The organism is Micromonospora sp. NPDC003241 (assembly GCF_053589795.1).
On the sequence record NZ_JBSFSO010000009.1, the window covers coordinates 25,506 to 51,119 of the forward strand.

The following is a 25,614-nucleotide window of genomic DNA, read 5'->3' on the forward strand; positions in this document are numbered from 1 at the left end:
AAGGGCATCGACCGGGGCTCGTCCGTGTCCGACGTGGTGAAGCTCAGGTGGCCGGGTCGCGGTCCGTTTCGCGGATCAGGATGTGCACCGCGCGGGCGGCGGCGATCGCGGCCAACAGCACCGCGTGCCGAGGCTCGGGTACGTCGAGTAGCCGGTCGGCGCGCAGCGCGGCCAGTGGGGCGAGCCGGCGTTCGGCCAGCACGGTGTCCACGGCCCGGCGGTCCCCACCGGCGACCACCGCGTCCAGTCGTTCGGCTTCGGGCAGCAGCAGCCGGACCGCCAGGTCGACGGCGTCGGCGAGCGCGGCCTTGGCCTGGTTGTCGCGCCGTCGGGCGAACCGCTGCTGCGACCAGCCGCCGGCGGCGGTACGCCCCTGGACGTACCGCGTGTCGACCTTGTGTACCGGCAGCCGCTCCCCCTCCGCAACGCCGACCGCCACGGCCCCCTTGCGCGCCAGCAGCAGCCCGATCCGGCGCGGTGCGACGGCCTCCGCCACGAAGGCATCCAGGTCCGGGGCGACCGGCGAGCCCGGCGGGGTGTGCAGTTCGGCGGTGGCGCCGTCCGGGGCGGAGAGCAGCAGCCCGTACTCCTGCGCGGTGGTGGCGGGCGTGCCGTGCCGGTCGGCGAAGCCGTCGATCCACCGGTGCAACCGGGCAGGATCGACCTTCACCCAGCGGCCTCCCCCGGCAGCGGGTTGGCTACTCATCACCCGACCGTACGGCACGGACGAGGTCGACCCGGTCCGCCCTTGCGGCGGCCGGGTCGACCGCCGGCCGGAGCGAGAGGAATCCAGACGGGTAGTTCCCGAGCCTGCCCAGTCGCCGGGCCACTGGCCACTGCCATCGCGGCTGCGGCCATCGCGGCTGCGGGCCCTTCGCCCCCAGGGCATCCCCCTCGGGCCCTATCGAGCTGAACCGCCTGCGCTATCGCTCGACCGTGCCCGCAGTATCACTGGATCCGCGGGCACCACCGGGCCCGCGAGTATCACTGGGCCCGCGAGTATCACTGGGCCCGCGAGCACCACCGGGCCGCGAGCACCACCGGGCCCGCGAGCACCACCGGGCCGCGAGCACCACCGGGCCCGCGAGCACCACCGGGCCGCGAGCACCACCGGGCCCGCGAGCACCACCGGGCCCGCGAGCACCACCGGGCCCGCGAGCACCATCGGGCCCGCGGGTATCACTTGGCCCCACGTATCACTGGGCCCGCGAGCGCCACCGGGCCTCCGGGCAGCCACCGGCTGCGGCACCAGCGGGCATTCGCGCGGCCATCCGGCACCCGGGCATCACGGGACCGGCAGACACCACCGGGAGCCGGCAGACACCACCGGGAGCCGGCAGACACCACCAGGCCCGTGCACGCTGCCCGGGCACGGTGTGCCGCAGCCAGTGGCCGCCTGCCCGATCCGTCGACGCTCTCAGCTCGACAGGGCCCGCCTGCCATACCAGCCAGACCCGGTCCGCCAGCCACAGCGCGATTACGCCGCCCCGTTGACCGTCCATCCTGCTCCGCATCCCCGGACGTGCGGAAACGCCCCGCCTCCCGAAGGAGGGCGGGGCGTTCGTGTTGCGGATGGACGGCTCCGGGGACTTCTCGCCCAGGGCCACAGGTTCGAGTTCCGTCCGATCAGCAGGACAGTCGCGCCGGTCGCCCGGGACGCCGGTCGGCAGTCCGGGTCAGCCGACCTCGACGGGCAGCGACGGATCGCTGGTCCACTCGCGCAGCGAGCCGTCGTACACCGCCACGTCGGTCTCCCCGATCAGTCGCAGTGCCAGGGCGTCGCCGGTGGCGGCGATGCCTCCGCCGCAGTAGGTGACCTTCCGGCCCGGCTGGGCCTGCACCTCCTGGAAGATCTCCCGCAGTTCCGGCACCGACCGGAAGGTTCCGTCGGTCGGGTCGAGCAGCGCGGCGACGAAGACGTTGCGGCTGCCGGGGATCCGGCCGGGGCGGGCGTAGTTGATCGTCTCGGTGGCGTGGTGGTCCTCCGGCGACAGCGAGTTGATCAGGCAGGCTCCGCTACCGTTCTCCACCACCTGCTTGACCTCGTCCAGATCGGCGAACAGTTCGGGACGGGGCGTACCGACGAACTGGGCGGGCGGGTAGCTCTCCTCACCGGACCGGGTCGGGCGGCCCTCGGCGGTCCACTTGCCGAATCCGCCGTCCAGGACGGCCACGTTGTCGAAGCCGTTGGCGAGCAGCAGCCACCACACCCGGGTGGCCCAGAAGACGTTGGCCGCGTAGACCACGACCGCCGTGTCCGGACCGAGGCCCAGGCGACCCGCCGCCTCGGCGAAGCGCTCCGGGGAGGGCCTGGTGAACCAGCCGCCGTCCGGTTCGGAGAGGTCGTCGATGATGTCGGCGAACGCCGCCGACGGGATGTGCGCGGCCAGGTATTCGGGACGACCGGACGTCTGGGACCAGTCCTGGCCGGCCTCGCTCGGCGGGGCCAGGTGCACGGTCGCGTCGAGGATCCGCAGGTCCGGGTGGTCGAGGTGCTGGGCGAGCCACTCGGTGGACACGAGCGGGGTGGGCAGGTCGAGGGTGCTGGCCATGAGTCCTCCTGTCGCCGGATTTCCTATCTAGGCAATCGGGATTACCTTCGCGACAATACGGCCCCTACCTGCGGATATTCCGACGAGTGGTGGAGCTCACCCGCCGCTTGGGGTGGTAGCCATCGACGGACGGCAGGCCGGAGCGGAGATGCCTCTCCGGCCTGCCCGCCGATCAGTGCACGGTGAGGTTGCCGCCGGTCAGCGCCACCTCGCCGGTCCCGGCTCCCGTCCAGTCGGACGAGAAGACCAGGGTGCCGCCCTGCCAGAGGGTGATCCCGACGGTGTCGTGACGTCCGGGAGCACCCCGGTCGGTCACCGTCACCGCGAGCGTCAGGCCGGCGGCCACCAGCTTGCCCCGGCCGTCGTAGAGCGCGGCCTGGTATCGCACCGCCGCCGACCTACCGGCCGAGGTGATGCCGAGGCCGTCGATCGCGGTGGTCCTGACCGTGTAGTCGGTACCGCCGGACCGGTACGTGATCTCCGCGTGGCCCGACGCCGCCTTCTTCGCGGTGGCCGGCTTCGCGTTCAGGTTCACCGACACCTTCGACGCCCGGTCCACCGGGTGGGTGCCGGCCGACCGGGTGACGGTGAGGTGACCGCCACCGGTGAGGAATCCGCCGTCGGAACGGGCGACCGTCACCGTGGCGGTGGTGTTCCCGGTGTAGTTGCCGCCGACCGTGGCGGTCACCGTGTGCGCGCCCGCCGGCAGGGTCGCCGTGCAGGCCGCCGTGCCGGTGGTGGTGGCGGTGGCGGTCAGGTCCACGCGAGCGGTGCAGAGCGTGCCCCCACCCGCGGTGAAGGTCACCGTGGCGGTACGCAGGTCACCGCCGGTGGTGTCGGCCGACGACGGCAGCACGGAGCTGTCCCGCAGTACGGCCCGCAGCAGGACGCGACCGGCGGCACCGGCGGTCGCGGTGCTGACCAGGGTGTCCCCGGCCCAGGTAACGGCCGCGTTCTCCGGGGTGACGGTGACGGTGAACGTGGTGCTGCCGACCAGCCCGGTGCCGTCGGTCACCGTGACGGTAACCGGGTACGTGCCCGGGGCCGCCGAGGTGGTGCCGGTGACGGTCCAGCTCCGGGTGCCGGGGCGGGTGTCCGGCCCGGAGGTGTCGGCCACGGTGAGCGCCAGCCCGGTCGGTAGGCCGGTGGCGGTCGCGGTCAGCGCCGACCCGGCACCGTCGGCGTCGGTCGCCCGGACCGTCACCGTCGGCGAGAGCGCGTCGCTGTACTGCACGCCGACGCCGCCGGCCGGGGCGTCGGTGGACACCTCGGGGGCGGAACGGATGCCGAACTCGGCGTCGTTGACGGCGAAGAAGACGTTCCCGATCGCCTCGATCCTGATCCGCGCCTCGTCGGTCGCCACGTTCGGCAGGGTCACCGTGGCGTCGCCGGTGTTCGGCGTGCTCTCGGCCAGCACGTACGGGAAGGTCTCGCCGCCGTTGACGGAGAGCGTGATCTTCACCTGGCCGACGCTCACCGGCGCCACGTCGGTGCCGGCGACGTCCCAGGTGACGCTCTGGGCCGTACCACCGTCGAGCACTGCGGTGCCGGCCTGCGAGGTGACCAGGAACGGTCCGGCGTCCGGGGCCAGCGTCAGGGCGACGTCGGCGCTGCCGATGCCGCCGCCACCCGGCCGACCGTCCCGGGCGGTGAGCTTGAAGTTCAGCGTCCGGTCGTTGTTCACACCGACCCAGTCCCGGGTGGGCAGGAACTCCGAGTAGCAGTCCAGGAGCTCCGGCGGGACGTTGGAGGCGCTGCCGCTGGCCGGCGGGGCCGGCGGGGTCGGGCAGGCGCCCGTACGGGCGTTGGTGTTGCCGACCAGCACCTGCGCGAGGTCCGGGAAGACCCGGGTCGAGTTGGTGGTGACCGCGTTCTGGCCCGGCGAGTGGTACTTCAGGGCGTCCTCGGGCGACACCCACGCCGGCTCGCCGAAGACCCGGAACAGCGGGCCGTTGGTCTTGGTGTTGTTCATCAGTGCGGTGCCCGCGCTGCCGCCCCGGTCGTTCTGCTCCCACAGGTAGGTGAGCGTGTCGCCGTCGACGTCGGTGGCGCTGCCGGTGAGCGCGAACGGCGTACGGACCGGGATGGTGAGACCGTCCGGCACGGTGACCACCGGGGCGTGGTTGGTGGTCTGCTCGACCAGGTGGCCGCCGTTGTCCACGGCTCCGCCCTTGGCGGTCTCGCCGACGAAACCGGTGACGCCGGTGAGGTCGCCCAGGGTCAGCGGGGCCACGTTGGTGGCGGCCAGGGTGCCGCCGAAGGTGACCTGGAAGCCGGTGTCGTTGAGCGTGCCGCTGCCCCCGAAGGCGGCCACGGTGACCGTCGCACCCGCCGGCCAGCCCGCGATCGACTCGATGGCGGCCTTGATCCCGGCGGTGGTGTAGTTGACCCCACGCACGATCGGCGCCGAGGTCGCGTCCCCGTAGCCGAGGGTGAACGAGTCGCCGGCGCTGTCGAAGTCACGCAACGAGACGGTCTGCACCTCGTTGATCGTCGGCCGGTTCGACGTGACGAAGTTCGTGATCTCGGTGTAGGTCCGGTGCGACCAGTACGGGTCGGTGTGCGGCTGGAGGTTGTCCTGCTGGCAGATGCCCGCGTACGCCATGATCGACGAACCGCTGCCCGGCTCGTACGAGTTGGCCGCGCTGCGGTTGCCGCCCGAGCAGTTCCACTGGTTGCCGTTGAAGGTGTGGTTGCCGGCGAACTGGTGCCCGATCTCGTGTGCCACGTAGTCGACCGCGAAGTAGTCGCCGATCGGGTTGGGCAGGCCGGTGCAGCCGCGCGCCTTGCCGTCGCCACCGACCACGCCGAGGCCCGCGATGCCGCCGCCGCTCAGTCCGAGACCGATGTGGCCGACGTCGTAGTTGCCCGCGCCGACGAGTTGGCCGAGCACGATCCGGTTGCGGTTGAGCAGGCCGCTGCTGCACCCGGTGAGCTGTGCCGGGGTGTAGCAGCCGGCGCTGCCGCAGGGGCCGTTCGGCTCGGTGGCCAGCGCCGGGGTGTTCAGGTTCGTCTTCTCGGTGTCGTTGACCAGGACGAGCCGGATCGCGGTCTCGTCCTCGTAGATCTGGTTGACCCGGTTGATCAGGGTGACCTTCGCGGCGGTCACGTTCTCCACCCCGAAGAAGGTGGCGTACGACGGGTCGGTCACGAACGCGAGACGGTAGGTGCGCAGCGTCACCAGCGGGCCGGCGACCGGCTCGCCGTGCGCCTCCTCGATCTCGTCGTGCAGGTGGTGCGCCGCCGACTCGACGTCCTCGCGCTCGACGAACTCACCGTTCTGGTTCGTCAGGTCGCGGGCGAAGTAGCTGGCGTACAGGCTCTGGTCGCGGTGGTAGTAGGGGTCGATGTACCACGCCCCGTCGGCGGACCGGACCGAGGCGTGGAAGCCCAGCGGGGTGAGGTCGGCCCGGATCGTCGCGGTCGGGTCGTCCAGGCCCGTGCCGGCGTACGTGCTGATCTCCGGGTGGGCGGCGGCCAACTCCGGCTCCATCACCGGCGACTCCACCAGCGCGAACCGCTGGAAGGTGCCGTCGGGGGCGGGCAGGGACACCACCTGCTGCGGCTGGCTCGCCGCGCGGCGCTGCTCTGCCGGTGCCCTCTCCAGCAGGCGCTGCATGCCGGCACGGTCCAGTGTGTAGGCGGACAGGTGCGCCGCCTCGACGGCCGCCGGACGGCCCGACTTGGTGGCGGCGGGCGTGCCGTCCACCTTGCGCCACGGGCCGTCGGCCGAGGGGGCGGCAGCGGCCGGGGTGGAGGTGAGCAGGACCGGTGACATCGTCGCCACCAATGCCACGGCCAGCGTGGCGGCCAGGCGGGGTCGGTGTGACCGGGTGTGTCCGGACCGTCCGCCCGGTCGAGGGGTGAGGAAGCTCCTCAACTCGTCTCCCTGGTGATGAGGGGTGCGACCCACCGTGCCGTCCGGGTCGACGGGCAGCACGGATGATCGATGGATGGGCCAGACCCTAAACGGACGGCGGAGGACGAACATCAGCCGAACAGAGGAAGATCCTCTGGGAGAGGGCCGTCCACGGTCAGCGCAACGCGACTTTCACAAGATCGTCACACAGTCGACGGTCCGTTCTGGAGCCTCAGTCGAGCAGCAGGGCGACGGCGAGTGCCGCGATGATGGCGCTCGACAGCAGGGCCGTGACCAACCGTCCCCGCGCGCCGGTGAGCGTCCGGCCGAGTAGCGTGCCGCCGGCGGCGACCACCAGCTGCCAACTGGCCGAGGCGAGGAACACCCCGAGGGTGAAGAGCGTCGCCGCGCCGGCCCCGGACCCGCTCTGGCCACCACGACCGAGCACCAACGCGGTGAAGTAGACGACGGTGGCCGGGTTGAGCAGGGTCAGCGCGAGGATCCCGGCGTACGCCCGTAGCGGGGTGTCCAGCCCTCGCCGCACGACGCCGGGGGCCGGACGGCCGTCGGCGTCCCGCGCGGGCCGGGTCCGGCCGACGGCGCGCAGCGCCCGCCACGCGCCGTGCGCGGCGAGGGCGAGCAGCGCCGCGACGGCGACCAGCCGCAGTGGCGTGGCGAGCGGAGTGAGCCAGCCGCCCACGACCGCGCCGCCGAACGCCGCGACCGCGACCGCCCCGCCGAACGCCGCGACCGCGGCGTAGAGACCGTCGGCGGTGGCCACCCCCAGCGCCGCAGACGCGCCGACCCGGAACGAGGTGCGCGCGGTGAGCCCCACGATGAGCACCGCGATGGCACCGACCGGCACGGCGACGCCGTAGCCGGCGACCACGCCGGCCAGGAAGGCGCCGCTCACGACAGCGCGCGGGGCGGCGGGGACCCGGGCGCGACCGGCTGTCGGCCCGTGGCGACGGGCACGGCAACCGGGCAGGGCATCATCGGGTACGTCCGCACGCCGCCATCCTGCGCCCCACGCACGGCCGGTGCCACGCATTTACCGCGGCTCCCACCGCAGCCCCGGCGGACGAGCCGCAGGCCGCCTGTCCACGCGTCTCGTCAATGGGACCGAATTGCGAACATCCCCCGCAACGAATTGCCGGTCGGCAGCCTTTCCCAGTCGAATCATGTGGATCAGTAGCGGACACACCAGCTTCGCCAGCCGAAGTTCGTCCTGACCACAGGAAATGGACCAGAATCCACAACGGACAGCGTCCGTCGCCCACCAGTGGCCCACGTTTCCGTTTTGTTTCGACTCAATGATTCATGATCGTGGATGCTGAAATCCACCATGCTACGCGATTCGCGGGGCGAATTATATCTCTCAACATCGATGCGTTGAGGTCCTACGATCTGTGTCAGTCCGCTCCACGGTCACCGGTCGGCCCGTCACAAACGGGCCGACTGCGCATCGAAAGGAGGCGGGAGATGCTCCTCTCCCAGCCGTCCCGGCGTCCCTGGCGCCTCGCCCTCACCGCCGCGGCGACACTCACCCTGGTGGCGGTCGCCGCACCCGCCCAGGCGGCCCCCGCGCAGGGTCCGATCGTGCACGCTGGCGACGCCGCCGCCGTGGCCGACTCGTACATCGTCGTGCTCAAGGACTCGGCGGTGAGCCGGGCGCAGGTCGGGGCCACCGCCAAGACCCTCGCCGGGCGGCACGGCGGCAGCATCGCCCGCACCTACCAGGACGCCCTGCGCGGCTTCGAGGCCCGACTGACCGAGCGAGCGGCCAAGCGGCTGGCGGCCCACCCCTCCGTCGAGTACGTCCAGCAGAACCGCACCGTCAGCATCGCCGACACCCAGTCCCCCACCCCGTCCTGGGGCCTGGACCGCATCGACCAGCGGGCGCTGCCGCTGAACAACAGCTACGCCTACCCCAACGACGGCACCGGCGTCACCGCGTACATCATCGACACCGGCATCCGCTTCTCCCACACCGACTTCGGCGGGCGGGCCGTCTCCGGCTTCGACGCCATCGACGGTGGCAGCGCCGACGACGGCAACGGTCACGGCACGCACGTCGCCGGCACGGTCGGCGGCACCGCGTACGGCGTGGCCAAGGGCGTGACCCTGGTCGGCGTACGGGTGCTGGACAACGGCGGCGGTGGCACCTACGCGCAGGTCATCGCGGGCATCGACTGGGTCACCGCGGATCACCAGCCGGGCGAGCCGGCGGTGGCGAACATGAGCCTCGGCGGTGGCCGCGACCAGGCCACCAACGACGCGGTCGCCCGGTCCATCGCCGACGGCGTGGTGTACGCGGTCGCCGCCGGCAACAGCAGCGCCAACGCCTGCAACTACACGCCGGCCAGCACCCCGGAGGCGATCACCGTCGGCGCGACCACCAGCACCGACGCCCGCGCCAGCTACTCCAACTTCGGCGCCTGCCTGGACGTCTTCGCCCCGGGCAGCGCGATCACCTCGGCCTGGATCGGCAGCGACACCGCCACCAACACCATCAACGGCACCTCGATGGCCGCTCCGCACGTGGCCGGCGCCGCCGCCCTGGCCGTGGCCGCCAACCCCGGCTACAGCCCGCAGCAGATCCGCGACCTGCTGGTCGCCGACGCCACCAACAACGTGGTCACCAACCCGGGCGTCGGATCACCGAACAAGCTGCTCTACACCGGCAACATCGTGCCGCCCACCCAGGACTTCGCCCTCACCCTCGCCCCGGGCAGCGGCACCGTCGACCCGGGCAACTCGACCACGACCACGGTTAGCACCACCACCACGGTCGGTACGCCGCACAGCGTCGCGCTCAGCGTCAGCGGCCTGCCGGCCGGGGTGACCGCGAGCTTCAGCCCGACCACCGTCACCTCCGGCGACACCGCCAACCTGACCCTGAGCGCCGACGCCGGCACCGTGCCCGGACTCTATTCGGTGACCGTGCTCGGCACCGGGCCGGAGACCACCCAGGGCGCCACCTTCACGCTCACCGTCAACGGCCCGCCCGGCTGCGCCCAGGGCAACGCCACCGACTACCCGATCAACGACAACAGCACCGTCGAGAGCACCATCGTCATCCACGGGTGTGGACGCGCCGCCAGTGCCACCAGCACCGTCGAGGTACGCATCTTCCACACCTGGATCGGTGACCTGACCGTCTCGCTGATCGCCCCGGACGGCACCGCCTACGTGCTGCACAACCGCACCGGCAGCAGCGCCGACAACATCTTCCAGACCTACACCCGCGACCTGTCCGGCAAGGCCGCCGACGGCGCCTGGAAGCTGCGGGTCCAGGACTCGGCCAGCGCCGACACCGGCTACCTGGACAGTTGGACGCTGACCCTGTGACCTGACGCGACGGCGGGCGGGTCACACCGTCCGCCGCCGCAACGGCCGGGACGCACCGTCGCCCCGGACACCCACGGCGCACACGACAGCGCCCGGAGTTCCGGCCATCGGCCGGGCTCCGGGCGCCGTTGCGTCAGCTCAGACGTTGAAGCCGAGCGAGCGGAGCTGGTCGCGCCCCTCGTCGGTGATCTTGTCCGGCCCCCACGGGGGCAGCCAGACCCAGTTGATCCGGATGTCGCCGACCAGGCCGCCACCCGGACCGGTGGTCAGCGCCTGGCGGGTCTGATCCTCGATCACGTCGGTCAGCGGGCAGGCCGCCGAGGTCAACGTCATGTCCAGGGTCGCGACGTTGTCGTCGTCGACGTGCACGCCGTACACCAGACCCAGGTCGACCACGTTGATGCCCAACTCCGGGTCGACGACGTCCTTCATCGCCTCCTCGATGTCGGCGACGGCGGCCTTGCCGCCGGTCGCCGCGACCGGCGCGGCAGCCTCGGTGGCCACGGTCCCGTTCTCCGGCGTGCTGGTTTCCTCGGTCATGCCTTCACCTCCGTCGGGCTCGCGCCCACACCGGCGCGTGCCGCGGCGTCCTTGAACGCCATCCACGGCAACAGCGCGCACTTGACCCGGGCGGGATAGCGGGCGACACCCTCGAACGCCACCCCGTCGCCGAGCACCTCCTCGTCCGCCGTGACCTGGCCACGGCTGGACACCAGCGCCACGAACGCCTCGTGCACCTCGAACGCCGCCGCCGTGTCCCGACCGGTCAGCAACTCGTGCAGCACGCTCGCCGACGCCTGGCTGATCGAACAGCCCATGCCGTCGTACGACACGTCGTGCAGCACGGTGCCGTCGGTGGCCACCCGGACGGTCACCTCGTCGCCGCAGGTCGGGTTGACGTGGTGCGCCTCGCCGACCTGCGCCGCCGGGTCGGCGGCGTCCCGCAGGCCACGGCCGTGCGGGTGCTTGTAGTGATCCAGGATGATCTCCTGGTAGAGCGACTCAAGCTGCATCGGGCCGACCTCCCGTCGAGTCGCCGGACGTCGCCCGGCTCATCGGAACACCTTCCGCACCTGTTCCAGACCCGCCACCAGGGCGTCGATCTCCTCGGTGGTGGTGTAGAGGTAGAACGAGGCCCGCGTCGTCGCCGGGACCCCGAAACGCCGGCAGACCGGGCGGGCGCAGTGGTGGCCCACCCGCACCTGCACGCCGAGCGAGTCGAGCACCTGCCCCACATCGTGCGGGTGCACGTCGGCCAGGGCGAACGAGATCGTGCCACCCCGACCCACCGGCACCTCCGGACCGAAGATCCGCAGACCGGGCACGGTGGCCAGAGCGTCCAACGCGTACGCGGTGAGCTGCTTCTCGTGCCACTGGATCGCCCGCATGCCGAGGCCGGTCAGGTAGTCCACCGCGGCACCGAGCGCGACCGCCTCGGCGATCGGCGGAGTGCCCGCCTCGAAGCGGGCCGGTGGCGGCGCGTACGTCGAGCCGTCCATCGACACCGTCTCGATCATCGAGCCACCGCCGAAGACCGGCGGCATCGCCGCCAGCAGCTCGGCCCGCCCCCACAACACCCCGATGCCGGTCGGGCCACACATCTTGTGCCCGGTGAAGACGATGAAGTCGGCGTCCAGGTCGACCACGTCGATCGGCATGTGCGGCACCGACTGCGAGCAGTCCAGCAGCAGCAGCGCACCCACCTCGCGCACCCGCGCAGTGATCCGCGAGGTGGCGTTGACCGTGCCGAGGATGTTGGACATGTGCACCAGCGAGACGATCTTCGTCCGCTCGTTGACCAGGTCCGCCAGCCCCGACTCGTCCAGCCGGCCGTTGTCGGTGACCGGGAACCAGCGCAGCGTCGCGCCGGTCCGTTCGCAGAGCAACTGCCACGGCACGATGTTCGAGTGGTGCTCCATCTCGGAGATCACCACCTCGTCACCGGGCCCGAGCCGGAAGCGCGGGTCGCCGTCGGCGCGCAGCGAGGCGTTGGAGAAGGCGTACGCGACGATGTTGATCGCCTCGGTGGAGTTCTTGGTGAACACCACCTCGTCCGCGCTCGGCGCGTTGACGAACGCGGCGATCCTCGCCCGGGCCCCCTCGTACGCCTCGGTGGCCTCGGTGCCCAGGGTGTGCACCGACCGGGACACGTTGGCGTTGTGCCGGCGGTAGTGCTCGTCCAGCACGGCGAGCACCTGGCGCGGCTTGTGCGAGGTGTTGGCGCTGTCCAGGTAGACCAGCGGATGCCCGTTGACCTCCCGATCGAGGATCGGGAAGTCGGCGCGGACCGCCGCCACGTCGTAACCGGGCACGTCGTCGTACTGCGGCATCCCGGACGGGATCGCGATGGTGGTCATCGTCGTGACCGGCCCTTCCCTCGGCTCAGGCCCGCGCCGACCCGGCCCCGGCGACGTACCGCTCGTAGCCCTCTTCCTCGAGCTTGTCGGCCAGCTCCGGGCCGCCTTCCTCGACGATCCGGCCGGCCACGAAGACGTGCACGTAGTCGGGCTTGATGTAGCGCAGGATGCGGGTGTAGTGGGTGATCAGCAGCAGGCCGGTGTCACCGGTGTCGCGGACCCGGTTGACGCCCTCGCTGACCACGCGCAGCGCGTCCACGTCGAGGCCGGAGTCGGTCTCGTCGAGGATGGCGATCTTCGGCTTGAGCAGTTCGAGCTGCACGATCTCGTGCCGCTTCTTCTCACCACCGGAGAAGCCCTCGTTGACGTTGCGCTGGGCGAAGGCCGGGTCCATGTGCAGACGCTCCATGGCGCCCCGCAGCTCGCCGCCCCAGGTCCGCAGCTTCGGCGCCTCGCCGTCCAGCGCGGTCTTGGCGGTCCGCAGGAAGTTCGCCACCGACACGCCGGGCACCTCGACCGGGTACTGCATGGCGAGGAACAGACCGGCGCGGGCCCGCTCGTCGACCGAGAGTTCCAGCACGTCGACGCCGTCGAGGGTGACCGAGCCGCCGGTGATCTCGTACTTCGGGTGACCGGCGATCGAGTACGCCAGGGTCGACTTGCCGGAGCCGTTCGGGCCCATGATCGCGTGCGTCTCACCGGAGCGCACGGTCAGGTCGACACCGGCCAGGATCGGCTTGAGCTCACCCTCGGGCAGCTTGACCGACACCTGCAGGTCACGGATCTCCAAGGTGCTCATTATCGGGTCACTCCATTACTCGGCGTCAGGCTGACGTAGATGTCGCCGTCGCGGACTTCGACGGGATAGACGGGTACGGGTTCGGTCGCCGGCAGCCCGCTCGGCTCGCCGGTACGCAGGTCGAAGCGGGAGCCGTGCAGCCAGCACTCCAGGGTGCAGCCGGACACCTCCCCCTCGGAGAGGGCCACGGCGGCGTGCGAGCACTCGTCGTGCACGGCGTAGAACACCTCGTCCTCGGCGTGCACGAGCGCGATCGCGGTGCCGTCGACGTCGGCGCTGATCGCGGTGCCCTTCGGCACGTCCTCGACGGCGCAGACACGGATCATCAGGCGCCGGCCTTGGTCAGGCGGGCCTCGATCGTCTCCCCGAGCCGCTCGCGCAGCTCCTCGACCGGGATCTTGTTGAGCAGCTCGGCGAAGAAGCCGCGCACCACCAGGCGGCGGGCCTCGGCCTCCGGGATGCCCCGGGCCATCAGGTAGAACAACTGCTCGTCATCGAAGCGGCCGGTGGCGCTGGCGTGCCCGGCACCGGCGATCTCACCGGTCTCGATCTCCAGGTTCGGCACGGAGTCGGCCCGGGCGCCGTCGCTGAGCAGCAGGTTCCGGTTGATCTCGTACGTGTCGGTGCCGGTCGCCTCGGCGCGGATCAGCACGTCGCCGACCCAGACCGTCCGGGCGCTCTCGCCCTGCAACGCGCCCCGGTAGCCGACGTAGCTGCGGCAGTCCGGCACGGTGTGGTCGACCATCTGGCGGTGCTCCAGGTGCTGGCCCGAGTCGGCGAAGTAGACGCCGTACAGCTCGGCCTCGCCGCCCCGGTCGGTGTACTCGACGGTGGTGAACTGGCGTACCAGGTCGCCGCCGAGCGTGGCCTGGACGTGCATCACACGCGCGTCCCGGCCCAGCTTCACCTTGAGGTGCTGCGCCTGCACCGCGTCGTCGGCCCAGTCGGCGACGGTGATCAGCGTCAGCTTCGCGCCGTCGGCCACGGTCACCTCGACGTTGTCCGCCAGGGTCGCCGAACCGACGTGCTCCAGCACCAGGGTCGCCTCGGCGAAACGCTCCACCTGCACGACGGTGTGCCCGAAGGCCACGCCCTCGGCGCTCTCGCCGACCACCCGCACGGTCACCGGCTCGGCCGGCACCGCCTCCCGGGCGACCCGCACCAGCAGCGCCTGTCCGGCACCGCCGTACGCCAGCGCGCTGACCCGGTCGAACGGGGTCAGCACGCTGCCGACCTGCTCGTCGTCCCGGTCGACGTGCTCCACCGTCACGCCCTCGGGCAGCTCGGCGTACTCGTGCCGGACCGTGCCGGTCGCGGTGCGGCCGTCACCGACCAGCCCGCGCAACCGCTTGAGCGGGGTGAAACGCCACTCCTCCTCCAGGCCGGTCAGGGCCGGGAAGTCGGCGACGTCGTACGAGCGCAGCGCCTGCGACTTGGTGCTCGGCGGCGGCGCGGAAGCCTGGGTAGTCATCTCGTCCTTGGTCTGTTCTCACGACGACGGTCTGTGGTGCGGGTGGCGGGCCGACACGAGCCGGCCCGCCGGTGGGCGGGTCAGCCGACCGCGCCCTCCATCTGCAGCTCGATCAGGCGGTTGAGCTCCAGGGCGTACTCCATCGGCAGTTCCTTGGCGATCGGCTCGATGAAGCCGCGCACGATCATCGCCATCGCCTCGTCCTCGCTCAGGCCCCGGCTCATCAGATAGAAGAGCTGGTCCTCGCTGACCTTGGAGACGGTCGCCTCGTGCCCCATCGACACGTCGTCCTCGCGGATGTCGACGTACGGGTAGGTGTCCGAGCGGGAGATGGTGTCGACCAGCAGGGCGTCGCACTTGACCGTGCTGGCGCTGCTGTGCGAACCCTCCAGCACCTGCACCAGACCCCGGTACGAGGTCCGGCCGCCGCCCCGGGCGATCGACTTCGACACGATCGTGCTGCTGGTGTGCGGTGCGGCGTGCACCATCTTGGCACCGGCGTCCTGGTGCTGGCCCTCGCCGGCCATCGCCACCGAGAGCACCTCGCCCTTGGCGTGCTCGCCGGTCATGTAGACCGCCGGGTACTTCATGGTCACCTTGGAGCCGATGTTGCCGTCGATCCACTCCATGGTCGCGCCCTCGTGGCACACCGCGCGCTTCGTTACCAGGTTGTAGACGTTGTTCGACCAGTTCTGGATGGTCGTGTAGCGGCACCGGGCGTTCTTCTTGACGATGATCTCCACCACGGCGCTGTGCAGCGAGTCCGAGGAGTAGATCGGCGCGGTGCAGCCCTCGACGTAGTGCACGTACGCGCCCTCGTCGACGATGATCAGCGTCCGCTCGAACTGGCCCATGTTCTCGGTGTTGATCCGGAAGTACGCCTGCAGCGGGATCTCCACGTGCACGCCCTTCGGCACGTAGATGAACGAGCCGCCGGACCAGACGGAGGTGTTCAGGGCGGCGAACTTGTTGTCGCCGACCGGGATCACCGTGCCGAAGTACTCCTTGAAGACGTCCTCGTGCTCCTTGAGGGCGGTGTCGGTGTCCAGGAAGAGGACACCCTGCTCCTCCAGGTCCTCACGGATCTTGTGGTAGACCACCTCGGACTCGTACTGGGCGGCCACACCGGCGACGAGGCGCTGCTTCTCCGCCTCCGGGATGCCCAGCTTGTCGTAGGTGTTCTTGATGTCCTCCGGCAGGTCCTCCCAGCTCGCGGCCTGCTTCTCGGTGGAACGCACGAAGTACTTGATGTTGTCGAAGTCGATCCCGGTGAGGTCGGCGCCCCAGGCCGGCATCGGCTTGCGCCCGAACAGCCGCAGGCCCTTGAGCCGCAGGTCGAGCATCCACGCCGGCTCGTTCTTCTTGGCCGAGATGTCCCGCACCACCGCCTCGCTGAGGCCACGCTGGGCGACCGCCCCGGCGACGTCCGGGTCGGCCCAGCCGTACTCGTAGTTGCCCAGGGCGGCGAGCTGCTCCTCCTGGGTCAGGGGCTGGACGATCTGCTCGGTCATCTATCTGTCCTCACAGTGGTGACGGTCTTACCGGACTGGGCAGGCGACGAACCCGGAATGTGCGTGGTGCACACCCCGTCGCCGTGCGCGATGGTGGCCAGGCGCTGCACGTGGGTGCCGACCAGGCGAGAGATCACCGTGGTCTCGGCCTCGCACAACGCAGGGAACTCGGCGGCCACGTGTGCCACCGGGCAGTGATGCTGGCAGAGCTGGCCGCCGGAAGCGATCGTGGACGCACTGGCAGCGTATCCCTCGGCGGTCAGCGCCGCGGCGAGTGCCTCGGCACGGGCCATCGGATCGTCCCCGGCGTCGCTCAGGGCGGCCCGACAGCGGGCCTCCAGCGCGGCCACCTGCTCGGCGGCGAAGTCCTCCACCGCGCGGGAGCCGCCGGTGCGGGCGATCCACCGCAGCGCCGCGGTGGCCATGTTGTCGTAGTGGTGGGTGCCGCAGCGGCTACGGGCGGCGTCGGTCAGCAGGAACACCTTGGCCGGGCGGCCCCGCCCGCGGTGACCGCGTACGGTCTGCTCACGGGCCACCACGTCGCCGTCGGCGAGCATCGCGTCCAGGTGTCGGCGGATCGCCGCCGGGCTGAGCCCCAGGGCGTCGCCGAGCTGGGCGGCGGTGGCGGCGCGACGCTCCAGCAGCAGCTGGGTCACCCGGTCCCGGGTCGACAGGTCGGCGGCGGGCGCCGCTTCCGAGGTGGGCGGCACCGGGCCACCGGCGGCCGAACCGGCTGCCGGCGGGTGCCCGGGGAACCCTGCCGCCTTTTTCACAACGCCCACGTTACGTAATTCGTCAGGCGCCTGCAAACGCGGGGTCCGGTGATCCGAACCACCGAGCGGGCGGAGTCACCCGATCGGCGTCAACTACGGTGCGTAGGATTCGCTTCGTGAAGCGACCCGCCCGGTTCTCGGTCTCCACCACCCTGCTGCGCCGACTCGCGTACGCCAACATCGTCGCGAACACGGTGATCGTCGTCACCGGCGGGGCGGTCCGGCTCACCGCCTCGGGGCTCGGCTGCCCCACCTGGCCCCGGTGCACCGACGACTCGTACACCACCACCGCCGAGATGGGTGTGCACGGGGTGATCGAGTTCGGCAACCGGCTGCTCACCTTCGCGCTGGTGCTGATCGCGGGCGCCACGCTGCTGGCCGCGCTGGCGCACCGGCCGCGTCGCCGGGGCACGGTGCCGCTGGCCCTGGGAGTGGTGCTCGGCATCGTGGCGCAGGCGGTGATCGGCGGGATCACCGTCCGCACCCAGTTGCACCCCTCGGTCGTCGGCATCCACTTCGTGGTCTCGATGGTGCTGCTGCTCGTCGCGTACGCCCTCTGGCGTCGGGTGCGCGAGCCGGACGGGCCGAAGGTGCCGGTGGTGCCCTCCGCGCTGCGGACGTTGACCTGGATGACCGTGGTGGTCAGCGCCGCGGTGATCGTGGTCGGCGTGGCGGTCACCGGCAGCGGCCCACACGCGGGCGATGCGAACGCCGTCCGCAACGGCCTCGATCCGCAGACCATCTCCCAGGTGCACGCCGACCTGGTCTTCCTGCTGATCGGCCTGACCGTCGGCCTCTGGCTGGCGCTGCGCGCGGTCGGTGCGCCGGCCCGCGCCGTGCGCGCCGCCGGGGTGCTGCTCGCGGTCGAACTGTCCCAGGGTGTGATCGGCTTCGTGCAGTACCTGACCAACCTGCCGGTGCTGCTGGTCGGCGCGCACATGCTCGGTTCCTGCCTGGTCTGGCTGTCGACACTGGCGGTGCTCTGGTCGATCCGGGAACGTCGCCCGGAGCAGCCGACGCCGGACGAGAGCGCCGTCGCGGCCGAGCAGCCGGTGCCCGCACACGCCTGAGGCGGCGCCCGAGCGGTTCCGGCCGGCACGTCACCGGCCGGAACTCGGACGATCAGCCCATCCGGGCGATAATCGCGTCCGCGAGGCGATCGGCGGCGCCGTCGGCGTGCCCCAGGAACAGCGACGGCTCGGTCAGCTCCAGCTCCACCAGCACCGGCGCCCCGTCCGGGCCGGGGATCAGGTCCACCCGGGCGTAGAGCAGGCGCTCCGGCCCGCCGGGCACGGCCGCGAGGGTCCGCTGCGCCACCGCGAGCTCGTCGGCACCGGCGGCGCGCGGACTGATCTCCTCGGCCTTGTACAGGCCGCCCACCCCGGAATCGGGCCCGGCGAGCATCGGGCCCTTGCGGATGGCGTGGCTGAACGTCGGCCCGTCCGGACCGACGAAGTAGAGCAACGCGGTCTCGCCGGCCGAGTCCACCGCGCTCAGGTACGGCTGGATCATCGCGACCCGGCCGGCGGCACCCAGTCGGCGTACGTGGGCCACGGCGAGGTCCCGGTGCTCCGGGTCGGCCAGGTCGTAGCGCCCGGTGTCCTGGCTGCCCGCGCTGACCGAGGGCTTGACGACGTACTCGCCGGTGTCGGCCGGTGGTCGCCACTGCTCGCCGGGAGCCACCCAGGCGGTGGGCACCGTCGGCACACCGGCGGCGGACAGCTCGTCGAGGTAGCGCTTGTCGGTGTTCCAGCGCACCACGTCGGCCGGGTTGGCCAGTCGGGGCACCCGCGCCGCCCAGGCGACGAACTCGTCGCGGCGCGATATGTAGTCCCAGGGCGAACGGAGCATCGCCAGGCCGTAGTCGGACCAGTCGACGGCCGGGTCGTCCCAGACGACCGGCTCGGCGATGACGCCGCGGTCGGCGAGTGGGCCGATCACGAGGCGGTCGTCCGGCTCCAGATCGGCCAGTTCGGTGCAGGTGACGAGAGCGACCCGGGGTTTCCCCCGGGTCGACTGGTGGTGGTTAGTCAATCTATCTCTATCTATCTGTGGTGCGGATTTATCTAGCGGGCCATGGTGCGGCGGGCCATCGAACGCCAGAGGTCGTTGCTGGGCCGCATCTGGTCCATCAACTCCCGCTCCCAGGCATTCTCCACGGCGACACCGGCCGCCGCGCAGGCATCCCGGGCAACGCCGGTGTCCTCCGCGAACTGGTCGCCCCACGCACCGTCCGAACCCACCAGGACGATCCGCGCCCCACGCTTGCCGACGTACTCGATGACCGCCTTCGCCCCGCCGTGTCCGGCGGCGAACGACTTGATACCCGCGACCAGCCCGCTCGGGGCCGCGCCGGAGGCGGTCTGATCAGCCGTCAGCGTCGTATCGGAACCATCTGCCATAACGCGAAGCCTAAGCAGAGATGCAAGCGAAAGGGCGAGAACAGGGAAGCTTTTGTGATACCGATTACCTGCTGGTTTAAGACAGTGACCAGGAGCTTTGCCCGCTTTTATCCCGGCGAATCACCCTAATCTGCACCGCTTAACGCCATCAATGCCATCAGGCACGGTCGGATGAGACCGATCCCGCAACGGGTGTCAATAGTGCGACAAAGCAGACAAATCACATTCGTTCGCCTAGCCCGATTGTTAGGAAGGGACCCTTCCTATGCACCAGGCGTTAAGAGGGGGCCCTTCCTTGCGTCAGATCAGGGCGTCGAGCGCGGCGGCGGCGAAGACGATGGTCAGGTACGTGGTCGACCAGTGGAACAGCCGCATCGGCTTGACCGGCTCGCCCCGGCTGGCCCGGCCGGCCAGCTTGTGCGCCTCGACCAGGAAGATCGCACCCACCACCAGCGTCGGCACGCCGTAGATCGGGCTCAGGCCCAGCGCCCAGACGGCCAGCGAGGTGAGCACCGTGAGCCAGGCGAACAGGATGATCTCGGTGTTGACCCGCCGCACCGACGCCACCACCGGCAGCATCGGGATGCCCGCCCGGGCGTAGTCGTCCTTGTACTTCATGGCCAGCGGGTAGAAGTGCGGCATCTGCCAGAAGAAGACCACCGCGAACAGCGCCCAGGCGATCGGCGACAGCGTCCCGGTCACCGCCGCCCAACCGATCAGCACCGGAGCCGCCCCGCACGCGCCACCCCAGAAGGTGTTCGCCGCCGTGGTCCGCTTCAGCCAGAGCGTGTAGATCACGTCGTAGTAGACGATGGCGGCCAGCGTCAGCCCTGCGGCGAGCAGGTTGGTGAACACCGCCATCAGCGCGACCGAGACCACCGCCAGCACCAGACCGAAGACCAGTGCGTTACGCGGCGTCACCGTGTGCGCCGGCAGCGGCCGACGCTTGGTGCGCCGCATCACCTGGTCGATGTCCCGGTCGATGTAGCAGTTCAGGACGCTGGCCGCACCGGCGGCGAGCGACCCGCCGACCAGCACCACCGCGACCAGCCACAGCGACGGCATCCCGCCGTGCGCGAGCATCATCGCCGGCACCGTGGTGACCAGCAGCAGCTCCACGATCCGCGGCTTGGTCAGCGTCACGTACGCCGCCACCACCGCCCGCAGGTCACGCGAGCGGACCGGCACCTCCTCCGTGGCGCGCACCGGCGTCTGCCCGGCAGGGTTACTGACGGGGCGCTCGGTGATCATGCTCACGGATTGCCACCTTCCGGCTTCGGCAGGGGAGGTCACGGCGGCGGGGACCCGTCTCGGGTCCGCACACCGACCCACACACTACGCGTTGTCGTTTTGGCTGCCCGGGCGACCCGGTAACGGTGCGGGCCGTCACACCCGCGACTGAACCGTCGGGCGGAACGGAAACGTACAGACCAGCATGCTGAGATCCTCGGGCGCACGTTTAGCCGCGCTCGATAGGGTCACCTGTGAGGGTTCCGCCCATCTCGCCGAGGAGCACAAAACCACCGTGGCTGCCAACCGACCTGCGCACCCCGCACTTGACTGGTCCGACCTCGACCGCCGTGCCGTGGACACCGTCCGCGTCCTGGCCATGGATGCCGTGGAGAAATCCGGCAATGGCCACCCGGGCACCGCGATGAGCCTCGCCCCCGCGGCGTACCTGCTGTTCAACCGGGTGATGCGACACAACCCCGCCGACCCGAACTGGCCCGGCCGGGACCGCTTCGTACTCTCCGCCGGTCACTCCAGCCTGACGCTCTACATCCAGCTCTTCCTCGCCGGCTACCCGCTGAGCCTGGAGGACCTCAAGTCGCTGCGGCAGTGGGGCTCGCTCACTCCGGGTCACCCCGAGCACGGGCACACCCCGGGCGTCGAGACCACCACCGGCCCGCTCGGGCAGGGCCTGGGCAACGCCGTCGGCATGGCGATGGCGGCGCGCCGGGAGCGTGGCCTGTTCGACCCGGAGGCCGAGGCGGGCGAGTCCGTCTTCGACCACCACATCTGGTGCATCGCCTCGGACGGTGACATCGAGGAGGGCATCACCCACGAGGCCAGCGCGCTCGCCGGGCACCAGCAGCTGGGCAACCTCTGCGTGATCTACGACGACAACGAGATCTCGATCGAGGACGACACCCGGATCGCGTTGAGCGAGGACGTCGCGGCCCGCTACGAGGCGTACGGCTGGCACGTGCAGACGGTCGACTGGCGCACCGGCGACGCCGACCAGGGTGACTACCACGAGAACGTCGACGAGCTGTACCAGGCGCTGCTGGCCGCCAAGGCCGAGACCGGTCGCCCGTCGTTCGTCCGGCTGCGCACCATCATCGGCTGGCCCGCACCGAACAAGCAGAACACCGGCAAGATCCACGGCTCGGCGCTGGGCGCCGACGAGGTGGCCGCCACCAAGGAGATCCTCGGCTTCGACCCGGCCGGATCGTTCGAGGTCACCGAGGAGGTGCTCGCCCACACCCGCGAGACGCTCGGCCGCGGCGACGCCGCCGAGCAGGAGTGGAACAGCGCCTTCGGCACCTGGTCCGAGGCCAACCCGGAGCGCCGCGCGCTGTACGACCGGATGGCCGGGCGGATCCTGCCCGACGGCTGGGCCGACGCGCTGCCGGAGTTCCCCGCCGACGCCAAGGGCGTCGCCACCCGGGCCGCCTCCGGGAAGGTGCTCGCCGCGCTCGCGCCGGTGCTGCCCGAGCTCTGGGGCGGCTCCGCCGACCTGGCGGAGAGCAACAACACCACGATGAAGGGTGAGCCCTCCTTCGTGCCCAGCCAGTTCGCGACCAAGGAGTTCCCCGGTCACGAGTACGGCCGGACGCTGCACTTCGGCATCCGCGAGCACGCCATGGGCGCCATCCTCAACGGCATCACCCTGCACGGCGGCACCCGCCCGTACGGCGGCACGTTCCTGGTGTTCAGCGACTACATGCGCCCCGCCGTCCGGCTGGCCGCGCTGATGAAGCTGCCGGTGGTCTACGTCTGGACGCACGACTCGATCGGTCTCGGCGAGGACGGTCCGACCCACCAGCCGGTGGAGCACCTGACCGCGCTGCGGGCCATCCCCGGCCTGGACGTGGTCCGGCCAGCCGACGCCAACGAGACGGCGTGGGCGTGGCGGCAGGCGCTGGAGCACACCGACCGGCCGACCGCGTTGGCGCTGAGCCGGCAGGCGCTGCCCACGCTGGACCGGACGCAGGTCGCCGGGGCCGAGGGGACCGCCAAGGGCGGCTACGTGCTGGCCGAGGCGTCCAACGGCAAGCCGCAGGTGATCATCGTCGGCACCGGTTCCGAGGTGCAGCTCTGCCTGACCGCGCGGGAGCGGCTGGAGGCCGACGGCACCCCCACCCGGGTCGTCTCGATGCCCTGCCAGGAGTGGTTCTACGAGCAGGACGAGGCGTACCGCGAGTCGGTGCTGCCGCGCGGGGTAAAGGCCCGGGTGAGCGTGGAGGCGGGCATCGGGATGTCCTGGCGCGCCATCGTCGGCGACTGCGGCGAGAGCGTCAGCCTGGAGCACTACGGCGCGAGCGCCCCGCACTCCGTGCTCTTCGAACAGTTCGGCTTCACCCCCGACCGGATCGTCGCCGCCGCGCACGCGGCGCTGACCCGGGTCGGTGACATCACCGGTTTCACGACCGGCAACTGAGGGGAGCGCGTACATGACGACCGACAGGCTGGGTGAGCTCTCCGCCGCGCAGGTGGCGGTATGGCTCGACGACCTTTCCCGGGTACGACTGAGCTCCGGCGGGCTCGACCAGCTCCGCCGGGAGAAGCACGTGGTCGGGGTGACCACCAACCCGACGATCTTCGCGAAGGCGTTGAGCGACGCCGACGAGTACGACTGGCAGCTTCGTGACCTGGCCACCCGGGGCGTCGAGGTGGAAGAGGCCGTGCGCATGCTCACCACGTACGACGTGCGGTGGGCCTGCGACGTGATGCGCCCGTCGTACGACGCCAGCGGTGGCGTCGACGGCCGGGTCTCCATCGAGGTGGACCCGCGTCTGGCCCACGAGAGCACCAAGACGGTCGCCGAGGCCAAGGCGCTGTGGTGGCTGGTCGACCGGCCCAACCTGTTCATCAAGATCCCGGCGACCGAGGCCGGCCTGCCGGCGATCACCGCCGCGCTCGCCGAGGGAATCAGCGTCAACGTCACGCTGATCTTCGGGTTGGATCGCTACTCGCAGGTGATGGAGGCGTTCCTCGCCGGCCTGGAGCAGGCCAGGGCGAACGGGCACGACCTGTCCACGATCACGTCGGTGGCCTCGTTCTTCGTCTCCCGGGTCGACAGCGAGGTGGACAAGCGACTGGAGAAGATCGGCTCGGAGCAGGCCAAGGCCCTGCGCGGCAAGGCGGCCGTGGCCAACGCCCGACTGGCCTACGAGCGGTACGCCGAGGTCTTCTCCGGTGACCGGTGGCAGGCGCTGGCCGCCGCCGGGGCGCACCCGCAGCGCCCGCTGTGGGCCTCCACCTCGACGAAGAACCCGGACTACCGGGACGTCATCTACGTCGAGGAGCTGATCGCGCCGGGCACGGTCAACACCATGCCGGAGTCGGTCATCCACGCGTACGCCGAGCACGGGGAGACCCGGCCGGACACCGTCACCGGCGCGTACGACGACGCTCGGCAGGTCTTCGCCGACCTCGGTGCGGTCGGGGTGGACCTGGCCGACGTGATCGACACGCTGGAGCGCGAGGGCGTCGAGAAGTTCGAGGCGAGCTGGGGCGAACTGCTCGACGGCGTCCGCAAGTCGCTCGCCGCCGCCGGGCAGGGCAGCAGCCACCCGAGCGACGCCGCCAGCGACAACGCCGACGCCGCCGTGCGCGCCGGAGGCAATGCGTGACCCTGCGACCAGGCGTCTCCCACGCCGCCGCCCCACCGGGGTGGCGGCGTGGGTGACCTGTTGGCCGCACCCGCCGAGTCGGCGGGAGGTCTGACCGTGCACGGCGCGCGGACCGTGGACGACGGCACGCCGACCTCCACCCGACAGGCCCTGCTCGACGCCGACGTGCCGGCCCGGCTGGCCGCCCAGGACCCACCCCTGTGGGACCTCACGGCGGCGGCCGGTCGGCCCGGCGGCGGGGACGACCTGCTCCCCCGCCTCGCCGAACTGGCGGCGGAACTGGCCGACCTCGACCACGTGGTGCTGCTCGGCACGGGCGGCACCCCGCTCGCGGCGCAGGCCGTCGCCCGCACCACCGGTCATCCGCTGACCGTGCTCGACACCACCGACCCCGGCCGGGTCCGGGCCACCCTGGGCGACCGGCTGGCACGCACCGTCGTGGTCCTGACCGGCGCCACCGAGGCCACCCCGGAGATCGACGACCAGCGACGCGCCTACCGGCAGGCGTTCCTCGACGCGGGGCTGAGCGAGGCCGAAACGGGTCGGCACTTCGTGGTGGTCACCGAGCCGGGTTCGCCGCTGGCGACCGCCGCCGCCGAGTGGGAGGCGATCACCGTGCCGGCCGACACGCCGGTGACCGGACGCTCCTCGGCGCTGAGCGCGTACGGGCTGGTGCCCTGCGCGCTGGCCGGCGTCCCGGTGGCCGACCTGCTCGACCAGGCCGACACGTTCGCGGCCTCGCTGCCACGCCCGCAGGACAATCCCGCCCTGGCGCTCGGCGCCGCGCTGGCCGCCGCCGCGACGACCGGGCGCGACACGGTCACCCTGGTCGGCGACGGCACCGGCGTAGAGGGACTGGGCGACTGGGTGGAGCACCTGCTCGCCGGTGCCACCGGCAAGGAGGGTCAGGGCATCCTGCCGGTGGTGCTCGGGTCACCGGACGACCCCGGCCTGACCGGGCCGCACGTCCTCACCGTCAGCTACGGCGGCGCGCTCGCCGCGCCGGCGGTGCCCGCCGGTGGCGCCACGCCCGACGTGGCGGTCAACGGCCCGCTCGGCGCCCACTTCCTGGCCTGGGAGTACGCCGCCGCCGTCGCCGCCACCGTGCTCGGCGTCGACCCGTTCGACCGGCCGGACGCCGCCGAGTCCGCCCGGCACACCGAGGCGATCCTGGCCGACCCGCCGCCGGTGCCGACACCGTCGTCCACCACCGGCGCGATCGAGGTGTACGCCCCGCCCGGCACCCCGGGCGACCTGCCCGACGCCCTGCGCCACCTGCTGACCGGCCTCGACGACGACGGCTACCTGGCGGTCACCGCCTATCTCGACCCGCACGCCGAGGCCGCCGCCGCACGGCTGCGCCCGCTGCTGGCCGCGCTGACCCGACGACCGGTCACCTTCGGTTGGAGACCCCGCTACCTGCACTCCACCGGCCAGTACCACAAGGGCGGTCCGCAGGCGGGTAGCTTTCTTCAGATAACCGGTACGGTCAAAGTTGATCTGCCGGTGCCCGGCAAGCCGTACACCTTCGGGGAACGACAGGCGGCCCAGGCCGCCGGCGACCGGCGCGCCCTGGCCGGTCGTGGACGCCCGCTGCTGCACCTGCACCTGACCGAGCGGTCGGCGGGCCTGACCCGGTTGATCGACGCGGTCGGGTCGCTGCGGGCATGACGATGGACG

The 25,614-nt window shown here is 71.4% G+C and carries 20 protein-coding genes; 5 read left to right on the forward strand and 15 right to left on the reverse strand.

The window, feature by feature from the left end:
• Nucleotides 1-43: 43 nt before the first annotated feature.
• The 4 genes from ACWDVW_RS10095 to ACWDVW_RS10110 form a co-directional block, all read right to left on the reverse strand.
• Nucleotides 44-706: an acVLRF1 family peptidyl-tRNA hydrolase gene (locus tag ACWDVW_RS10095; protein WP_449946573.1), complete on the reverse strand. Its 663-nt coding sequence runs from the start codon at nt 704-706 to the stop codon at nt 44-46.
• 970 nt (nt 707-1,676) lie between these two features.
• Entirely contained in the window at nt 1,677-2,552 is an 876-nt protein-coding gene (locus ACWDVW_RS10100) for a sulfurtransferase (protein ID WP_449946574.1), read from the reverse strand.
• Nucleotides 2,553-2,724: 172 nt separating this feature from the next.
• Nucleotides 2,725-6,432, reverse strand: a complete 3,708-nt coding sequence (locus tag ACWDVW_RS10105; RefSeq protein WP_449946576.1) for a M12 family metallo-peptidase — start codon at nt 6,430-6,432, stop codon at nt 2,725-2,727.
• A 211-nt stretch (nt 6,433-6,643) separates the two neighbouring features.
• Nucleotides 6,644-7,324: a LysE family transporter gene (locus ACWDVW_RS10110; RefSeq protein ID WP_449946578.1), complete on the reverse strand. Its 681-nt coding sequence runs from the start codon at nt 7,322-7,324 to the stop codon at nt 6,644-6,646.
• A gap of 569 nt (nt 7,325-7,893) precedes the next feature.
• Here ACWDVW_RS10110 and ACWDVW_RS10115 point away from each other — a divergent pair.
• Nucleotides 7,894-9,762, forward strand: a complete 1,869-nt coding sequence (locus tag ACWDVW_RS10115) for a S8 family peptidase (protein ID WP_449946580.1) — start codon at nt 7,894-7,896, stop codon at nt 9,760-9,762.
• 138 nt (nt 9,763-9,900) lie between these two features.
• Here ACWDVW_RS10115 and ACWDVW_RS10120 read toward each other — a convergent pair whose 3' ends face one another.
• The 8 genes from ACWDVW_RS10120 to ACWDVW_RS10155 form a co-directional block, all read right to left on the reverse strand.
• A complete protein-coding gene (locus tag ACWDVW_RS10120) occupies nt 9,901-10,302 on the reverse strand; it encodes a metal-sulfur cluster assembly factor (protein WP_449946582.1) in 402 nt (133 codons plus the stop codon).
• A complete protein-coding gene (gene sufU, locus ACWDVW_RS10125) occupies nt 10,299-10,775 on the reverse strand; it encodes a Fe-S cluster assembly sulfur transfer protein SufU (protein WP_449946584.1) in 477 nt (158 codons plus the stop codon). Before sufU ends, ACWDVW_RS10120 begins: the two co-directional genes overlap by 4 nt.
• 39 nt (nt 10,776-10,814) lie before the next feature.
• On the reverse strand, nt 10,815-12,119 hold the full coding sequence (locus ACWDVW_RS10130) for a cysteine desulfurase (protein ID WP_449946585.1): 1,305 nt from the start codon (nt 12,117-12,119) through the stop codon (nt 10,815-10,817).
• Between the two features lie 25 nt (nt 12,120-12,144).
• Nucleotides 12,145-12,918 carry a Fe-S cluster assembly ATPase SufC gene (sufC, locus tag ACWDVW_RS10135; RefSeq protein WP_131054272.1) on the reverse strand — a complete coding sequence of 258 codons (774 nt, stop codon included), beginning with the start codon at nt 12,916-12,918 and terminating at the stop codon, nt 12,145-12,147.
• Nucleotides 12,918-13,244 (reverse strand): non-heme iron oxygenase ferredoxin subunit, encoded by a 327-nt coding sequence (locus ACWDVW_RS10140; protein WP_449946587.1) that lies wholly within the window; start codon nt 13,242-13,244, stop codon nt 12,918-12,920. Before ACWDVW_RS10140 ends, sufC begins: the two co-directional genes overlap by 1 nt.
• Complete coding sequence (sufD, locus tag ACWDVW_RS10145) at nt 13,244-14,389, reverse strand: Fe-S cluster assembly protein SufD (RefSeq protein WP_449946588.1); 1,146 nt, start codon at nt 14,387-14,389, stop codon at nt 13,244-13,246. The genes ACWDVW_RS10140 and sufD overlap by 1 nt, the downstream gene beginning before the upstream one ends.
• 80 nt (nt 14,390-14,469) lie before the next feature.
• Nucleotides 14,470-15,900 (reverse strand): Fe-S cluster assembly protein SufB, encoded by a 1,431-nt coding sequence (gene sufB / locus ACWDVW_RS10150; RefSeq protein ID WP_117227176.1) that lies wholly within the window; start codon nt 15,898-15,900, stop codon nt 14,470-14,472.
• On the reverse strand, nt 15,897-16,673 hold the full coding sequence (locus tag ACWDVW_RS10155) for a helix-turn-helix transcriptional regulator (protein ID WP_449946589.1): 777 nt from the start codon (nt 16,671-16,673) through the stop codon (nt 15,897-15,899). Before ACWDVW_RS10155 ends, sufB begins: the two co-directional genes overlap by 4 nt.
• Before the next feature lie 98 nt (nt 16,674-16,771).
• Between ACWDVW_RS10155 and ACWDVW_RS10160 the strand changes: the two genes are divergently transcribed.
• Nucleotides 16,772-17,743 carry a COX15/CtaA family protein gene (locus ACWDVW_RS10160; RefSeq protein ID WP_449946591.1) on the forward strand — a complete coding sequence of 324 codons (972 nt, stop codon included), beginning with the start codon at nt 16,772-16,774 and terminating at the stop codon, nt 17,741-17,743.
• Nucleotides 17,744-17,795: 52 nt separating this feature from the next.
• Here the strand turns inward: ACWDVW_RS10160 and ACWDVW_RS10165 are convergent, their stop codons facing one another.
• The 3 genes from ACWDVW_RS10165 to ACWDVW_RS10175 all read right to left on the reverse strand — a co-directional run bounded on the left by ACWDVW_RS10165 (nt 17,796) and on the right by ACWDVW_RS10175 (nt 20,332).
• Nucleotides 17,796-18,707: an ATP-grasp domain-containing protein gene (locus tag ACWDVW_RS10165; RefSeq protein WP_449946593.1), complete on the reverse strand. Its 912-nt coding sequence runs from the start codon at nt 18,705-18,707 to the stop codon at nt 17,796-17,798.
• 32 nt (nt 18,708-18,739) lie between these two features.
• Nucleotides 18,740-19,075, reverse strand: coding sequence for a hypothetical protein (locus ACWDVW_RS10170; protein WP_396742924.1), 336 nt, complete (start codon nt 19,073-19,075; stop codon nt 18,740-18,742).
• A 300-nt stretch (nt 19,076-19,375) separates the two neighbouring features.
• Complete coding sequence (locus ACWDVW_RS10175) at nt 19,376-20,332, reverse strand: heme o synthase (RefSeq protein WP_449946594.1); 957 nt, start codon at nt 20,330-20,332, stop codon at nt 19,376-19,378.
• A gap of 268 nt (nt 20,333-20,600) precedes the next feature.
• On the opposite strand from ACWDVW_RS10175, the gene tkt reads away from it, so the two are divergent.
• Genes tkt through ACWDVW_RS10190 form a run of 3 tightly spaced genes read left to right on the forward strand, consistent with a single transcriptional unit; the run spans nt 20,601 to nt 25,605 of the window.
• A complete protein-coding gene (gene tkt, locus ACWDVW_RS10180; protein WP_449946596.1) occupies nt 20,601-22,739 on the forward strand; it encodes a transketolase in 2,139 nt (712 codons plus the stop codon).
• Between the two features lie 13 nt (nt 22,740-22,752).
• On the forward strand, nt 22,753-23,934 hold the full coding sequence (tal, locus tag ACWDVW_RS10185; RefSeq protein WP_449946597.1) for a transaldolase: 1,182 nt from the start codon (nt 22,753-22,755) through the stop codon (nt 23,932-23,934).
• Nucleotides 23,935-23,982: 48 nt separating this feature from the next.
• Nucleotides 23,983-25,605 (forward strand): glucose-6-phosphate isomerase, encoded by a 1,623-nt coding sequence (locus ACWDVW_RS10190; protein ID WP_449946598.1) that lies wholly within the window; start codon nt 23,983-23,985, stop codon nt 25,603-25,605.
• Nucleotides 25,606-25,614: the final 9 nt, after the last annotated feature.

Coding starts and splice junctions, on each gene's coding strand:
- ACWDVW_RS10095 (WP_449946573.1), bottom strand. CDS start 706: ATGAGTAGCCAACCCGCTGCCGGGGGAGGCCGCTGGGTGAAGGTCGAT.
- ACWDVW_RS10100 (WP_449946574.1), bottom strand. CDS start 2,552: ATGGCCAGCACCCTCGACCTGCCCACCCCGCTCGTGTCCACCGAGTGG.
- ACWDVW_RS10115 (WP_449946580.1), top strand. CDS start 7,894: ATGCTCCTCTCCCAGCCGTCCCGGCGTCCCTGGCGCCTCGCCCTCACC.
- ACWDVW_RS10120 (WP_449946582.1), bottom strand. CDS start 10,302: ATGACCGAGGAAACCAGCACGCCGGAGAACGGGACCGTGGCCACCGAG.
- sufU (WP_449946584.1), bottom strand. CDS start 10,775: ATGCAGCTTGAGTCGCTCTACCAGGAGATCATCCTGGATCACTACAAG.
- ACWDVW_RS10130 (WP_449946585.1), bottom strand. CDS start 12,119: ATGACCACCATCGCGATCCCGTCCGGGATGCCGCAGTACGACGACGTG.
- sufC (WP_131054272.1), bottom strand. CDS start 12,918: ATGAGCACCTTGGAGATCCGTGACCTGCAGGTGTCGGTCAAGCTGCCC.
- ACWDVW_RS10140 (WP_449946587.1), bottom strand. CDS start 13,244: ATGATCCGTGTCTGCGCCGTCGAGGACGTGCCGAAGGGCACCGCGATC.
- sufD (WP_449946588.1), bottom strand. CDS start 14,389: ATGACTACCCAGGCTTCCGCGCCGCCGCCGAGCACCAAGTCGCAGGCG.
- sufB (WP_117227176.1), bottom strand. CDS start 15,900: ATGACCGAGCAGATCGTCCAGCCCCTGACCCAGGAGGAGCAGCTCGCC.
- ACWDVW_RS10170 (WP_396742924.1), bottom strand. CDS start 19,075: ATGGCAGATGGTTCCGATACGACGCTGACGGCTGATCAGACCGCCTCC.
- tal (WP_449946597.1), top strand. CDS start 22,753: ATGACGACCGACAGGCTGGGTGAGCTCTCCGCCGCGCAGGTGGCGGTA.